The following is a 16,025-nucleotide window of genomic DNA, read 5'->3' on the forward strand; positions in this document are numbered from 1 at the left end:
TGTAAAAAATTATTTCACCCTTCGGGTGAAGGCTTCGCTTTCTTACTAATTTTGAGTATTGCAAGTCCAAACCCGGTGGAGAATTATAGTCCTTCCAAAGTCTTATTATTTATCCTCATAACCCTTTCCTCGTTATTGGGTTTAATGTTTGTTTTCCCTAAAGAAGGAATCAGTCTCGGAAATGATTATGCCCTAAAATATCCAAGTTGGGATAAGTTCATCCACACGAAAAAAAAGGAAAAGAAAAAGATCGATAACATCCTTAATCGTCTCGACACTTCCTTAATGGCCAGGGAACCCGTAGATACTTTTATTCGTCACGATAACAACATCGGCTCTGAATTGGGCGCTCCCACCGATACGGCAGAGGTAACGCTTAACGCGGGGGGGATAGCGCGTTTGGAATTCGGGAAGAATAGTCCGTCTATTTTAAATCCCATTTTTGAAAAACTAAATCAGGTAAGCGCCAATAAAAAAACGGTACGCATCATTCACTACGGCGATTCACAAATTGAAGGCGACCGTATAACAGGGTATTTCCGTCAGAAATTACAAGCCAAATTCGGAGGTTATGGTCCTGGAATGATACCTGCATTTAATCAATACCATACCCTTTCTTTTGTTCAAACCGTATCTCCCAATTTTAAGCGCTTCACCATTTTTGGTGAGGTGAGTAAATCTGTAAAACATAAAAAATACGGATCTATGGGCTCCTTTGCACGATTTACAAAAATTGTAGAGGATTCGCTCATTTCCTTGCAGGAAGTACAAGAGGGCTGGATTGAAATTGGTTTTCATAAACAAGCCTATGGCAACTCCAGAACTTTTAATTCGGTTCGACTTTTTTACGGCAATTGCAAATCGCATACCGACATGCAAGTGTTTAACAATGGAGAACTGATTCATGAAGACACCTTGAATCCTGATCAAAACTATCATGTTATTGAACTGAAATTCGATCAAACACCTGAGAAATTAAAATACGTGTTCAAAGGAAAAGACTCGCCCGATTTTTATGGTTTTTCATTGGATGGTTCCTATGGGGTAGCAGTCGACAATGTGGCTATGCGAGGTGGTTCAGGAACATTTTTTGGAAAGGTTGATCAATCTTTAATGAGCAGAATGTATGCGGATCTTGATGTGGAAATGTTCATCATGCAGTTTGGAGGTAATTCCATGCCTTATCTAAAAGATGCTGCTGCCTCGAAACAATATGCCAATTATTTTAAATCGAATTTATACACCCTTAAAAAATTAAAACCGAACGCCGTTATCATCGTAATTGGACCATCGGATATGTCGACCAAAATTGATGGCGAATACCAAAGCTATCCTTTGCTTACTACACTCATTGCCGATATGAAACAAGCCTCCTTTGACGCCGGAGCTGCCTACTGGGATATTTACTCGGCCATGGGAGGAGAAAATTCGATGTTGACCTGGGTTGAAAAAGACCTAGCTGGTCCTGACTACACGCACTTCACACCTTCTGGCGCAAGATTTGTTGCTGAAATGTTTTACGAAGCATTTTTATTCGAATACCAGCAATATCAGAAAGGAGTGAAACCGTGAGGAAGATTTTTTTCGTTTTTAGTTTGTTATTTGTTTCAATCACAAGTGAAGCGCAATACGATGATGATATGGATGCAGATACCCTGATGGGTATTATTGACACTTCAATTATCAATAAATACAAGTTCATTCACTACGCACATAATAAATTTTATTTTCCATCGGAGGAGAGTCCCAACTTCGAATACTTCTACTCAAAATTCGACAGTCTGATTAACCGCAGAAAAGGTCAAGTTGTGGTTTATCACATGGGAGGAAGCCATATTCAGGCCGATGTTTACTCCAATAAAATGCGCACCTGGATGAACAGTTACTGGCCCGGATTAAAAGGTGCAAGAGGACTCGTTTTCCCTTATACCATTGCAGGGACAAACAATCCTTACAATTACAAATCGGAAGGGACCGGCGAATGGACATCCCTTCGTTGTGTGCAGCGAAAAGATACAAGTCGTTTAGGTATTGAAGGAATTTCAATTAGTTGCAAAGACACCATTTCTTCGATTAAAATTTATTACCGCGAAAAAGAACCCATGCCTTACCGGCACGACCGATTCAGGATTTACCACAATATGAATCCATCGTTTATGGTTGAGTTTGGATATCCCTCCATTGTGAAATCGGTAACGAAAGACAGCTTAAGAGGATTTACGGAATTTAATCTGAGCATGGAATTTGATACCGCATTTTTTGTGATCACCAGAGTGAAATCAGATACTTCCTCCTTTACCTGCTACGGCGTAGAAATGATGAATAAACAACCCGGTGTAATCTACAATTCAATCGGAGTAAACGGAGCAGCCTTGCCCAATTATTTGCGTTGTCAGGATTGGGAAATGCAATTAAAAAATTTGCCACCCGATTTATTTATTCTTAGTGTGGGTACCAATGATGCAAATGTGCCCGATGGAGAATTTGATACGCTTGCTTATTTTAGAAATTACGAAGAGATTACAAAAAAAATATTGAGGGCAAATCCCAATTGCGCTATTTTATATACTGTTCCCAATGATGCTTATTATTATAAAAAACACCCCAACAGAAATGTTGCATTAACCCGTAATGTAATTATTGACCTGAGTAAAAAATACAATATGGGATTTTGGGATGTATATGGAATGATGGGTGGGCTCGGCTCTTCGAATACCTGGTACAAGGCAGACCTTATGCATAAAGACCGCATTCACTTTACATGGGATGGCTACTTGTTAAAGGGAGATTTATTTTTTGAAGCCTTTCTAAAGTACCTCGATGAATACGAGTACAAGCGATTGGTAAAACTTACAAACGAAAAGTAATGGAACGTCTGGAAGAATTATTTACCGCATTTCCGAGCTTCACATGTGAAGAACTGGGAAAACAGGCGAATGATTTTTCGAAAGTCCAAACCGCACCCATTACTTTTACCCAGGCCAATTTCTGGATTTTCTTTTTATTGGTTTATGGTGTTTTCACCCTCGTGTACAAACGAAACCAACTCAGAACATTATTTCTGCTTCTGGTGAGTTGCTTCTTTTATGTTAAAACCAGCGGACTCTTTTTAATTATCCTCGTTTTCTCTACCCTACTCGATTACAACGTTGGGAATGCCATATTTAAAAGTGATAATCAACGAAAACGAAAGACCTTGCTATTTATCAGCATGTTTTTGAATTTGTTTGTTCTCGCATACTTTAAATACGCCTTTTTTTTCACGGAATCGTTCAACTCACTTTTTTCCACTCAATACGAATTCTTTAATCATTTCTCCTATTGGACCAATAGTTTCTGGGGAAGTGAATTATTGTGCGTAGATAAAATTATTTTACCGGTTGGAATTTCATTTTATACATTCCAAACGATGAGTTACACCATCGATATATATCGAAGGGAACTGCATCCGGTAAAAAACATTATTGATTTTGGATTCTTTGTAAGTTTCTTTCCGCAATTGGTGGCAGGACCTATTGTACGTGCCAAGGATTTTATTCCTCAAATGTACGAGCCCTTTAAATTAACAAAGCATGAATTTGGATGGTCCTTGTTTCAGATTTTAAAAGGTCTCACAAAAAAAATAGTTGTAGCCGATTTTTTAGGTGGCAATTTTATCGATCACACCTTTCAAAATCCTGATAATTTTCCGGGATTTGTTTTGGTAGTAGCCATGTGGGCCTATTCCATGCAAATCTATGGCGACTTCAGCGGTTATACCGATATCGCCATTGGTATTTCCAAACTACTCGGGTTCCAGCTGAATATCAATTTTAATTCACCCTACAAAGCAGTTAGTGTTGCCGATTTTTGGCGCAGATGGCATATTTCATTATCAAGTTTTTTACGCGATTATCTATATATTCCATTGGGAGGAAATAAAAAAGCGAGTTTTATATCTTATTTGTTTGTCCCGCTGATCGTATTCTTTTTAAGCGGACTCATCAACTATTACTGGTCGCCCGGAATTACCATCGGCGAAACATTTTACGCTCTCGATTTTTGGGTGTTGAGTTTATTATTATTACTGGCCATATTGTCGCTGATGCTCATTGAATCTGTCAGAAATTTTATGAATACCGACATCAATTTACTCATTACGATGCTGCTTGGCGGATTATGGCATGGAGCGAGTATGAAGTTTATTATATGGGGAGGATTAAACGGATTAGCATTGGTGATTTACAAATACTGGAAGCGCGTTTCTCCCTATGAAAAATCGAATTTCTTCCTGGTTCATTTCTGGAAAATATTTTTCACGTTTAATTTTATCACCTTCACCCGGATATTTTTCCGTGCAACCGACATGGATAATGCCAACTTTTACCTGAACAGGATCTGGAATAATTTCGGATTATTTACTGCAGAAGGATTTAACTCCGCAGCATGGAATCTGATGGTGACAAGCTATTGGGCGGTATTAATAATTATGATTATTGCTTATATCATTCACTGGTTATCGGGTTCGTTCAAGGAAAAGGTATTGGAGAAATTCGTTAACCTTTCCATGGCGGCACAAATTATTATAACCTTTATTTCATCGGTACTAATTTATCAGATCGCTTCTTCGAACAATTCTGTTTTCATTTATTTTCAATTTTAATCCATGTTGCTTCACGAACAAAGCTGCAGTTCACAGGACGATTGCGATGCATTAATTGCCATGCTCCGCAACTTGAGAACCAATAATCAGATTAAAATTCTGGAAGGCTCGTTTGATCCGGATGCCTCATCCATTGTTGAATTATTATTCATCGAAAACGACTCGAAACAAAAATGGATTCTGGAAGGCGTTTACGATCTCCGGGGAGGTTTAACGCTGCGGAAAGCCGATTTATAATTCATACCCTAAATCCGACATCAAGGCATAGATTTCTCTTGGTGAAAAATAAAATTTCTCTTTTTTCTTTTTGTACGCCTCAGGCACACCTGCGTTGTTTTGCAATTGCGTTGCGAAATCATAACACTGCCAACCTAAGCCTCTCACAACGGTTATACTGTCGGTGTAACGTTCATACTTCATTTTAAAATTTTCCTTTTTGTATCGGAAAGCATCCCCCAATAAGCTTCCGGCTTTTTGAACACGGTATTTCAACAAATGAGCTAATTCGTGTCCCAATACCCCTATTTGTGCATTGAACGTGAACTCATGAAATTGCGGGGAGGCGTGACTGCTGTCGCTATTGACATAAATAACGTAACGCCGCTTTGATTTGGAACGAAACAAACTGGAAATTACCGTTGGACGAGCAGCCATTGTGCTGTTCAATTTTTTTTCCCGGATAGAAATTCGCAATGAAATTAATTCCGGATACCGGCTCAGTGCATAATAAAACGCCAAACGGTATTTTGCAGGCACTTGTTTATTAGAACCATAAACCCGTTCCAGCGAATCAGCCATAAATCCCGCTTCAGTCTTGCTTACATTCATCGGTGCATTCCCCTGTTTCCCTTCACTTTGTGAATAAAACAACAACATACATAGGCTTATTGCTAGAAACTGTGCTTTCATTTTTTAAATTTAAGGCAATAAAAACCAGAATGAAAAAACTATTCCTGTTTATTGCCATACTTTTTACGGCTACGGTTTCCCACTCTGCCGATCCGGATTCGGTGCTTATCCGAAAAATTTACGATGCTGAATTGACCAATGGAGAATGTTATCAGAATTTAAAAGTTCTCTGCAAAAGTATCGGTCATCGACTCAGCGGATCTCCGCAAGCGGAACAAGCGGTGTATTGGGGAAAAAAAATAATGGAAAAAGCCGGATTCGATAAAGTTTATCTGCAGGAAGTAATGGTTCCTCATTGGGTAAGAGGAAAAAACGAAAGTGGAATGCTCATTCTTTCTAATTATCCAAAAAGAAAAGACGGAACACCGGTTAGCAGTTCCATTAAAATCACCGCACTCGGTGGTTCTGTGGGTACAAACGGAAAATTAACTGCAGAAGTGATTGAGGTTAACGATTTTGAAGAATTAAAACGACTGGGGCCGGAAAACATCAAAGGTAAAATCGTATTGTTTAATCGTCCCTTCGATCCTACATACATTCACACGTTTAATTCGTACGGACATTGTGTAGACCAACGTGTACATGGTGCTAAGGAAGCAGCCCAATACGGTGCTAAAGCTGTTGTTATTCGCAGTATGACGCATGGAGAAGGTGATCATCCGCATACCGGTGCAATGAAATACGATGACTCCATTCCTAAAATTCCTGCTGTTGCAGTAAGTACCGTGGTTGCCGATGAAATTTCGAAAGAATTAAAAGCGGGTCGTCCCGTAAAAATGACGTTGAATTTAGATTGCCAATGGTTACCTGATGTAAAATCATACAACGTAATTGGAGAAATCACCGGTAAAGAATTTCCCGACGAAATCATTTCAGTGGGTGGTCACCTCGACAGCTGGGATATCGGCGAAGGCGCTCACGATGATGGAGCGGGATGTGTTCAAAGTATGGAAGCTCTTCGTTTATTTAAAGTGTTAGGCATTCAACCGAAGCATACTTTAAGAGCTGTATTGTTTATGAATGAAGAAAACGGATTAAGAGGCGGAAAAAAATATGCGGAGCAAGCCCATGAAAAAAATGAAAAACATATCGCTGCATTAGAAAGTGATCGCGGTGGATTTGTTCCCCGTGGTTTTGCCATTGAGGGTAATCAAAAAGAAATTGACTGGTTGCAATCACTTGCCCCATTGTTTAAAGCATACGACCTCCACTATTTTGAACCCGGAGGATCCGGAGCAGATATTGGTCCCCTTAAAAAATACTTCCCCGATATTGTGTTGTTCGGATTTGTTCCCGACTCCCAACGTTATTTTGATCATCACCATGCAGAAACCGATGTGTTTGAAAATGTAAACAGACGGGAACTCGAATTAGGATCTGCCGCAATGGCTGCATTTCTCTATGTGTTGGACATCCATTTGGCAAATCATTAATTAGAGCGAAGGAGAATTACAGTGACCCCGATTGATTTTAAACCCACAGAACAAACCCAAACTGCACACATTCATATTGTCGACGGAATCATTCACGTCACTTATCTGAAAGATGCAGAAATAACGGTTGAAGTTAAAAAAGAACACCATCGATTTTATAAGGAGATTACCGTTTTTGGTCCCATGCCTATGTTGCTGAAAATGGAAGATGGGGTAAGCATTACCCGCGACGCCAGAGTGTATTCCCGAAAGATTGAGGACAAACAACCTTTTACCGCCACTGCAGTTTTGGTCAATAATCTTGCCTATAAAATCCTGGCCAACTTCTACGCCAATTTTTATCGCCCAAAAAAACCATTCAAGGTTTTCGATAATGAAGAAAAAGCCATTCAATGGTTGCAGCAATTTAAAAACGAAACGAAGCATCCGGAATCAGAATGAGTAACCGAACTACCATTCTATTGCTGGCAACCTTTACCCTCACCATTTTTCCATTGGTAGGTTGGCTTATCTTTAAAATTATTTCTGAAGAAAACTGGACCGCTGTTTTTTTTGAAGGACATTCCATCATTCTACAAATCTGTTTCGGATCTGTATTCGGATTTCTTTCTGCATTAGGTGCATGGTATCTGATTCGTTCTCCATTTTTATTACCCGTAATAGAAAAATACGGCGGATTGATAAAATCACTCCACTTAAAACCCATCGATATCATTTACATATCCCTCTGTGCAGGTATTGGGGAAGAGTTATTATTCAGAGCCTCCATTCAACCTTTTTTAGGAATATGGATCACCTCCATCCTCTTTGTTGCGCTCCATGGATATTTAAATCCCTTCGACTGGCGGGTTTCGGTTTATGGCATTTACATGACTGCCGTAATTATTATCATAGCTTACGAGCTCAGCTATTTAGGTATTTACGCCTCCATTGCTTCACATGTGGTGATTGATATAGTTTTGCTTTTTCTGTTGAGTAAATTGAACGATCAGGAAGCAATTCCCAAGGATGACTTCCCAATATTTCTTAATTCGGAGGAAGAAGAAGGAGAGATTTCCTAATTTTTGTAAATAGGATGTAACCAGTTGGATTATTCACCTTATGTTGGTCGAAATCTAATTTTAATGAGGACATCTGCTCTACTCTTGTTTTTTCTAATCGCTCTCCAATCTATTGCTCAACCTGCTCAGGAAGAAAATAATCTGGCCCCAAAAGTGTTTGTTGATTGCGAATCGTGCGACATTGAAAATCTTCGTCAGGATTTTTATTTTCTTCACTATGTGAGAGACCGTCTCTTATGTGATGTGCATGTTTTAGTAACTACACGTCCCACCGGTGCAGGCGGAACGGAATTTACCTTAAGCTTTTTCGGCAGAAATAAATTCGAGGGCATGAATGACACCTTGGTAAGTTCCATCCCACCCAACTCAACGCCTGATGAAATCAGAGATCATCTCAACAACAATATTCAGCTTGGATTGATCCGTTATATTATGAAAACTCCGTTATGTGAACATATTTCTATTACCTACGACCAGGAAGCACCTGCCAATGATACCATCAAGGACAAGTGGAATTTCTGGGTATTTAAGGCTGCTGCCGGTGGATGGTTTAATGGAGAATCGCTGGTTTCGTCGCTCAGTTTAAACGGATCGTTAACGGCCAATAGAATTACCAACGAAAGCAAAACCCGAATGGAGGGATCCACCTATTACAATAAAAATACATTCCATATCGACGACACCACCGAAATCGTGAGTTTGTTTAGAAATTATTACGCCAATATTAATCAGGTTTGGAGCATCAGTAAACATTGGAGCGCAGGAACCGAAATCAATTATTATTCGAGTATTTATGAAAATATTAAATCTTCCTATTATGCAGGAGCTTCACTTGAATATGATATTTTCCCTTACAACGAATCCTCCACCCGGATGCTGTATTTCTCCTATACACTCGCTCCACTGTATAGAAAATATAATTCCACCACCATTTTATTTCGCGACGAACAATACCTGATGCGTCAATCACTTTCGTTTACCAGTAAATTCATTAGTAAATGGGGACAGTTCAATTCCACGGTATCCTGGAATAATTTCCTGCACGATTTCAGTCTAAATTCCTTGGCACTTTATGTATATGCCCAATTCCGGCTTTTTAAAGGTTTTTCACTTGAATTATCAGGCTATTATGCCCGCATCCGGAACCGGATTAATTTGCCCTTAGAGTCTGCAAGTCAGGAAGAAATATTACTTGGTCAGGTCCAGCTCCCTACCAGCTTAAGTTATTGGGGCAGTGTGGGTATCTCCTATACCTTCGGATCAATCTATAATAACATTGTAAATCCGAGGTTGGAATAACTTTTTTGCATTCGGATATTTTCGTATTTTCGAGGCAGATAAATTCCAAAATAGTCATTATGAGCAGTTTCGTACTTGAGGGGAGTCCTAAAACCCCAACCGTGAATCTGAATGCGGAAAAAGGTGTTCTTGAATTAAAAGGACGTTCCATTCCGGAAAATTCCATTGAATTTTACAAACCGATTTTTGATTGGGTTGAAAATTACGGTTCAAATCCGAAATCCGATACTCAGGTAAATGTTGTGTTGGAATATTTCAATACCTCTTCTTCGAAATGTATTCTTGATTTCTTTAAGAAACTTGAAAACCTGAACAATGGCGGGAAAACAAAAGTGACCATTAACTGGCATTATGAAGAAGATGACGAAGATATGCTGGAAGCCGGAGAAGACTATCAGGCGATTATCTCTGTTCCATTTAAAATGGTAGCCATCGAAGAAATTTAATGGTTCAACAACCAATATTCAATCCCGCTTTATGCGGGATTTTTTGTTTTATATCATCCTTAAAACACGAAGATTCATCCAAAATGAGCATCCGTTGAGCGAAATGTAGCGTTGATTTAGTATGCATACATAACATTTTTTGGAACTGCCCGTTTAACTATACAGAAACCAGAACCAAATGGAGCAAGGCTACTTAACGGAATGTTTAACTTAAATTGTATAGCCATGAGAGACCGTTCTAACCTGTATGTGGGATTGGTACTGGCCGTTGTATCGCTCACCACTTACCTTCTCTTTTCATTCCTGGGATAAGAGAAGTTCACTAAAAGCGCCCATTGCTACCTCCGGGCGCTTTTTTATTGCTTTTATTTTTTCTGATTTATTCCTATATTAAGAGGAAAATCAGCAGGCAATGAAAGCAGAATATCTATTTGAGTTATTGCAGGAAAATAAGACAGTTATTCTTCCCGGAATCGGCGCATTCGTTCAGAATGATTCCACTACTCAACCTTATATTTTTAATCCCTACCTCAAGTTTAACGACGGAATGCTGGTTGCCTACATTGCCAAAAAAGAAAATCTCGGCATGGAGGAAGCAGGTAAAAAACTGGAAGTTTTCTCCGCCGGAATTCAATCTTTGCTGGAATCGGGACGAGATGTTGTGATTCAACGCCTGGGGAAAATAAAATCAGATGCATCGGGAAAAATTGAATTCACCCATGATCCATCCCTAACCGAAAATCAGCAAGAAAAAATAATTGTCCCTGAAATAAAAACGGAGACTCCAAAAACTGAGGTGCCAAAAGTTGAAACGCCAAAAATTGAAACACCAAAAGTTGAAACACCAAAAGTTGAAACACCGAAAGTTGAATTACCAAAACCTGAACTACCGAAAGAGGAAAAGGAAAATTCCATTCCTCCGGTAAGTATCCAGGAAGAGAAAATCACAAAGCCGGAAATTGCTGCAGAAAAAAAGATTGAAAAAGAAATAAAAAAATCTCCGGTTGAGAAAAAAAAGAAGGAGCGAAAAAAAAGAAAATTATTGATTCCCCTCTTGCTTCTTCTCCTACTCGGTGGAGGTGGAACAGCAGGCTATTTATTCCGCAATGAAATCATGCATTTATTTTCGGGACAAACAGAAAGTAAGGCAGATGAAAAAAAGGAAACAAAAAAAGAATCACCAAAGCAAGAACAACCAGCATCACCGGGTGATAGCACTTCGGTGGAAGAGATGGATAGTAGTCTCACCGAATCGCCTATTGCTGAAACTGAAAATCCTGAACTCATAACTGAAGAAAGTCCGGTGAAAGAAGAAGTGGCGCCGAAACAAAATCATGCGGTGACCACCACACCTTCAGCTCCGGCACAAAGTGGTAATTATTATGTGATCATTGGCTGCTATTCCAACGAAAGCAATATTTCAGCGATTAGTCAGAAAGCTTCAGAAAAAGGACATACTGCCAGCGATATTGGGGTGTATGGGGGCTTGCATCATATTTCGGTTTATTCCACTTCCGATTTATCGGATGCTGCGGCCAAGGCTTCCTCCTTACGATCCGATTTTCCAAATGCCTGGGTAATGCAGGTCCGTTAAATACCACTAAGCATTATCTTTGTCAAAAATCAATCACATTGAAAAGTATTCGAATTTGCGGCGTAAATGAGCATTTTAATTTTCCCTGGAGATATGCCATTGAAAAGGGATTATTCCAACAAGCGGGAATAGATTTGGTGTGGACAGAAAGCAAGGGCGGAACGGGCGAAATGACGCGTTTACTCGCGAACAACGGAACAGACCTTGCTGTTTTACTCACCGAAGGAATGTTTGTTGAAGCCATCAGAAATCGCACAGCAAAAATTATTCAGTTGCACGTCACATCGCCACTCCACTGGGGAGCGCATGTGAAAAAAAATTCCGCCATCCATTCAACCAACGATTTAAAACAAAAACGATTTGCCATTAGCCGATATGGCAGCGGTTCACATCTGATGGCGCTCGTTCATGCAAAAAATATGGGCTGGGAAAAATCGGATGTTTCATTTGTAGTTGTGAACTCACTGGAGGGTGGACTCCAATCGCTGGCCAATGGAGAAAGCGATGTGTTTTTATGGGAGAAATACACCACAGCGCCTTTTCTGGAAGAATTTGGATTACGATATGTTGGGGATGTGGTTACTCCATGGCCAAGTTTTTTACTGGCAGGTTCCAATGAATTCTGTGCAGAAGATCAGGAAGCGGTAAAGACCATTGCCCGTATCATTGCTTCTGCAAATGCCGAATTGAAAAAAAATCCGGAAACCGTCAAATGGATTTCACAACGTCAGCATCTCAATGAAAAACAGGTTAGCCAATGGTTTAGTGAAATGACATGGAATGAGGCTCCCGGTATAAAAGAAAGCGACTACGCGCATATTTTGCACAGTCTTTGCAATGCAGATTTAATCACACCGGAAGAACGTGATAATTCCAACGATATTCGATTTGTATGGTAAACAAAACAGCGCTGCTATTTATTCTTTTTGCATGGTCGGAAATTCAGGCACAGCAACTGGAACCGGATAGTACCTATAGTATACCCGATAACCTGAAGGAGACTTCCGGATTAGCTCATTTTGGTCCTCATTTCATTTCGATTAACGACAGCGGTAATCCGAATCTGGTTATTGAAATGGATCATCAGGGGAAATTTGTGAAAACATACACCATAGAAAAATCGAAAAACAGCGACTGGGAAGATATTTGTACCGATCCGCAAAACAACATTTACATAGGGGATTTCGGGAATAACGGGAACAAACGAACGAATCTTTGCATTTATAAATTTCAATTGGGAACAGAGCGTATTTACGCCGACAAAATTGATTTTAAATATTCCGATCAAAAATCTTTCCCGCCTGCTGAGAGCAATAAAAATTTCGATTGCGAAGCTTTCTTCTGGCACAACGGAAAATTGTTTTTGTTTTCGAAAAACAATGAATCACCATTTTCCGGTTACACCAAATTATACGAACTCAGCGATAAACCCGGGGTAAAAGAAGCGAAACTACTCGACAGTCTGTATTTAGGCAAAGGCGGATTTTTTGAGCACGCCGTCACCGCAGCAAGTATCGACCGAAGAACCGGAATGGTCGCCTTATTAACCTACCAGCATTTGTATCTGCTTTACGATTATGAAGGAGATGATTTTTTCAGTGGTAAAATGCTTCATTTCCCCATGGGAATTCTTCGTCAACGTGAAGCGATCCTATTTGATGACAAAGGAGATTTATGGGGCACCGAAGAAAAACGTATGGCCATCGGTGGAAATCTTTATCACTATCCACTTGTAAAATGGTTAAACGGAGAAAAAGAGTATAACGACAAAAGCATTTCCGATCCCATGTTTAAATCGGACGGAGAAAAAGGAGGTGTTGTCATCAGTTTAAGTTTTAGAACAGATCTTCCGGGAAATTACAGTGCGGAAATAAGAGGTGGACAAGAGGGTACGTTTCAGATGTATCAGAAAATTGGGATTAAGGATAAAAAAAATGAAGGCAAAGAAATTTTGTTTGGAAAAATAAATGTCCCGCCGGACGCTGTCCCTTCCAATTCGGTCATCTGTATTTACAGAAACAATCAGGTTATTTTTATGCGGTCACTTAAAAAAATCATCAAGTGATAAAGGCCGTGATTTTCGATATGGACGGATTGCTGATCGACAGTGAACCCATCTGGCGTGAAGCAGAGAAAGAATTATTTTCTACGGTAGGAATTTCGCTTAGCGACGAAATGTGTTTTGAAACGGTGGGATTACGTATTGAAGAAGTGGTTGAACACTGGTACCGTTTATTCCCATGGAACAACAAACCCAAAGAAATATTACAGGAAGAAATTATTCAACGTGTTATCGATTTGATTTTAAAAAAAGGGAACGCTCTTCCCGGGGTGTTTGACTGCATTTCTTTTTTCGAGAAAAAAAATATTCCAATGGCTATTGCATCGGGGAGTCATTACCGAATTATACAAGCCGTAACCGGTAAGTTAAACATACAAGATAAGATGAAGGTCATTTATTCTGCAGAAGAAGAAGCCTTCGGTAAACCACATCCGGGAATTTTCCTGACTACTGCAAAAAAACTAAATACGGAACACTATCACTGTTTAGTTTTTGAAGATTCATTTAACGGTGTTATTGCCGCTAAAGCTGCACGCATGAAAGTAATAGCTGTACCCGAAGATATCCATTACGGCGAAGCGCGATTTGCGGCAGCTGATTTGATATTAAAACATCTCACTGAATTCAACGAAGAAACATGGCAAAAATTCACTATTTGATTTTGTTGTTTTTCGGCTTGCATTTCCTGGCTGAAGCTCAAAATAAGGAGGAGTATATCGCAGCATGTGGAATTCCTGCCAAAGGGAAATTTTTACCTGTATTACAGGATTCGGTTTATTATAAAAGAGAACGATTCACCGATTATGATTTTAAGCGTATTTGTTTAATACCTGAGGACATCTGCAACAACGGCAATCCAATTTTACTTGTACAATGGTTAAAAGAAAATCCATTTACCAAAGTTGAATTAAGATGGCATACGGACATAAGAGGAAATGAGGCCTACAACAAAAGATTATCCGAAATGTACGTAAAAACACTTCAATCTTACTTAGTCAATGAGGGCATTGAGCCTTCACGATTGGTATCGCGTGGAATGGGTGAGGAATTTTTCCGTATTTCTGAAGCTGAAATTCTAAAATTAAAAACCAAACAGGAACAAGATTCGGCTCACCGGTTAAACAGACGACTTGAAGTAAAAATTCTTGAAATCAATTACAAAAGTGTTTTTGCAGTTTCGGATCAATATTTTTTTGTTGACCAAACCCTGGAAAAAAATCTTGCTGATCCGCTCAGCAGAAATTTCAGAAGTTTATTTGTAAAATCTAATCCAACACAACAAGATATCAGCGCCAAAGATTCAGCTCTAAGAATCATCAATATTCTTGCTGTATTTCTGCAAACTCATCCGCAAATTGTAATTGAAATCGGAGTCCATTGCGAAACCGCCATAGATGCAAACACAGCCTCTGCAAGCACCTTATCCGAAGCAAAAGCCATTGCCGATAACCTTATTTCAAAAGGCGTAAAGGCGAGTCAGGTCAGTTACACCGGATTCGGCAATTCGAAACCAATTCACTCTTCCTGGGAGATCAACAAACAAAGTGATCCGCTGCTGAAAAATAAAATGGATGCAGAGAATGTTAGACTGGTGGTGCGGATAAAAAAATGCTAAGCCTTTTTCCTGAGAGTGGAATTCACAACCAGGGTAATTGTTTTTGCAAACGCTGGTAATCCTTTTCCATGGAGGCCACAAACTTTTTGTGTTCCGTTGTTCCGGGATGCATCACGCGGTGCAAAAAACTACGGTGATATTTCTCTGCCTCTTCCGATAATTTTATGGTTGCAGCAGAAAAATAAGATTGCTTAAAGGCCGACCAGGTATATTGAATAGCCTCTTTGTTCGGATGAATCATATCAGCTTCATAAAACCGGTAATCGCGTAAATCATCCATCAGCAGCTCATACGATGGAAAATATTCTGCGTTATCGAAACGACGAATCAATTCATGCACGGCAATGTTTAAGGTACTCTTGCTCCACTGATTCTCCACAAATCCATCGGCCAGATGTCGAACCGGACTAATCGTAAAAATCACCTTAATATTCGGATTTACATTTTGTATATGATTCAATACCCAACTCATTTCGCTGATGATATCGTTTACACCCATTTTCACTTTTGTGAATTTTGAGTTGGGCACTTTGTGACAATTGGCTACGCGTTTTCCTGTTTCATTGTATTCATAAACCCATGCTGTACCGAAAGTAAGAATCAATACATCTGTCTCCAGCAGAAAATCATAGGCTTCATCGATGATTGAATTGGCCGTAAAGATGGCTTCTTCTAAATCGGGATTAGATAAATCGCCATGTAATTGAAAGGAATGATATAAACCATTGTGCTGAAAAAAATCTTTCGACCTGAACTTTTTCCGTGTACCGATGGTCCGCAAACAATTGCGAATTGCATCCGGATTAAACATCACGCCGAAGGGATTATTCATCACACGGAATCCCGAAGACTTTAAATGATCTCCAATGTGCTCACTAAAGCAGGAACCAATCAACATGATTTTTTGACGGTGATCGATTTTAAACGATGCGTTTTTAGGCTGAAATACGGTACGAAATTCCAT

Annotated in this window: 16 protein-coding genes; 14 read left to right on the top strand and 2 right to left on the bottom strand. The window is 39.5% G+C overall.

All coding sequences use genetic code 11. The features are described from left to right. The first annotated feature begins 144 nt into the window (after positions 1-144). The 4 genes from K1X56_00150 to K1X56_00165 are packed head-to-tail and all read left to right on the top strand — an operon-like array spanning position 145 to position 4,879. Positions 145-1,572 (top strand): hypothetical protein, encoded by a 1,428-nt coding sequence (locus K1X56_00150; GenBank protein ID MBX7093102.1) that lies wholly within the window; start codon positions 145-147, stop codon positions 1,570-1,572. Beyond that, entirely contained in the window at positions 1,569-2,867 is a 1,299-nt protein-coding gene (locus K1X56_00155; GenBank protein MBX7093103.1) for a hypothetical protein, read from the top strand. Before K1X56_00150 ends, K1X56_00155 begins: the two co-directional genes overlap by 4 nt. Then, on the top strand, positions 2,867-4,642 hold the full coding sequence (locus K1X56_00160) for an MBOAT family protein (protein MBX7093104.1): 1,776 nt from the start codon (positions 2,867-2,869) through the stop codon (positions 4,640-4,642). The genes K1X56_00155 and K1X56_00160 overlap by 1 nt, the downstream gene beginning before the upstream one ends. Before the next feature lie 3 nt (positions 4,643-4,645). After that, positions 4,646-4,879: a hypothetical protein gene (locus K1X56_00165; protein MBX7093105.1), complete on the top strand. Its 234-nt coding sequence runs from the start codon at positions 4,646-4,648 to the stop codon at positions 4,877-4,879. Here the strand turns inward: K1X56_00165 and K1X56_00170 are convergent. Continuing rightward, positions 4,874-5,551 (bottom strand): hypothetical protein, encoded by a 678-nt coding sequence (locus tag K1X56_00170; protein MBX7093106.1) that lies wholly within the window; start codon positions 5,549-5,551, stop codon positions 4,874-4,876. The two genes, K1X56_00165 and K1X56_00170, sit on opposite strands and share 6 nt — an antisense overlap. 29 nt (positions 5,552-5,580) lie before the next feature. Between K1X56_00170 and K1X56_00175 the strand changes: the two genes are divergently transcribed. From K1X56_00175 to K1X56_00220, 10 genes are all read left to right on the top strand, one after another. Then, the gene (locus K1X56_00175) at positions 5,581-6,984 is read left to right on the top strand and encodes a M20/M25/M40 family metallo-hydrolase (GenBank protein ID MBX7093107.1); all 1,404 of its coding nucleotides are present in this window, start codon (positions 5,581-5,583) and stop codon (positions 6,982-6,984) included. 21 nt (positions 6,985-7,005) lie between these two features. Next, positions 7,006-7,425 carry a hypothetical protein gene (locus K1X56_00180; GenBank protein ID MBX7093108.1) on the top strand — a complete coding sequence of 140 codons (420 nt, stop codon included), beginning with the start codon at positions 7,006-7,008 and terminating at the stop codon, positions 7,423-7,425. Further along, entirely contained in the window at positions 7,422-8,045 is a 624-nt protein-coding gene (locus tag K1X56_00185; protein ID MBX7093109.1) for a CPBP family intramembrane metalloprotease, read from the top strand. The genes K1X56_00180 and K1X56_00185 overlap by 4 nt, the downstream gene beginning before the upstream one ends. Before the next feature lie 63 nt (positions 8,046-8,108). Then, positions 8,109-9,344, top strand: coding sequence for a hypothetical protein (locus tag K1X56_00190; GenBank protein MBX7093110.1), 1,236 nt, complete (start codon positions 8,109-8,111; stop codon positions 9,342-9,344). Positions 9,345-9,403: 59 nt separating this feature from the next. Continuing rightward, the gene (locus K1X56_00195) at positions 9,404-9,790 is read left to right on the top strand and encodes a DUF1987 domain-containing protein (protein MBX7093111.1); all 387 of its coding nucleotides are present in this window, start codon (positions 9,404-9,406) and stop codon (positions 9,788-9,790) included. A 412-nt stretch (positions 9,791-10,202) separates the two neighbouring features. Further along, positions 10,203-11,384 carry an SPOR domain-containing protein gene (locus K1X56_00200; GenBank protein MBX7093112.1) on the top strand — a complete coding sequence of 394 codons (1,182 nt, stop codon included), beginning with the start codon at positions 10,203-10,205 and terminating at the stop codon, positions 11,382-11,384. A 38-nt stretch (positions 11,385-11,422) separates the two neighbouring features. Further along, complete coding sequence (locus tag K1X56_00205) at positions 11,423-12,283, top strand: ABC transporter substrate-binding protein (GenBank protein ID MBX7093113.1); 861 nt, start codon at positions 11,423-11,425, stop codon at positions 12,281-12,283. Next, a complete protein-coding gene (locus K1X56_00210) occupies positions 12,277-13,449 on the top strand; it encodes a hypothetical protein (GenBank protein ID MBX7093114.1) in 1,173 nt (390 codons plus the stop codon). The genes K1X56_00205 and K1X56_00210 overlap by 7 nt, the downstream gene beginning before the upstream one ends. After that, positions 13,446-14,105 (top strand): hexitol phosphatase HxpB, encoded by a 660-nt coding sequence (gene hxpB / locus K1X56_00215; GenBank protein ID MBX7093115.1) that lies wholly within the window; start codon positions 13,446-13,448, stop codon positions 14,103-14,105. Before K1X56_00210 ends, hxpB begins: the two co-directional genes overlap by 4 nt. Further along, complete coding sequence (locus tag K1X56_00220) at positions 14,084-15,061, top strand: OmpA family protein (GenBank protein MBX7093116.1); 978 nt, start codon at positions 14,084-14,086, stop codon at positions 15,059-15,061. The genes hxpB and K1X56_00220 overlap by 22 nt, the downstream gene beginning before the upstream one ends. 22 nt (positions 15,062-15,083) lie before the next feature. Here the strand turns inward: K1X56_00220 and K1X56_00225 are convergent, their stop codons facing one another. Further along, positions 15,084-16,025 (bottom strand): GSCFA domain-containing protein, encoded by a 942-nt coding sequence (locus K1X56_00225; GenBank protein MBX7093117.1) that lies wholly within the window; start codon positions 16,023-16,025, stop codon positions 15,084-15,086.

The organism is Flavobacteriales bacterium, from assembly GCA_019694795.1.
In the GTDB taxonomy this organism is placed as follows: domain Bacteria; phylum Bacteroidota; class Bacteroidia; order Flavobacteriales_D; family UBA2798; genus UBA2798.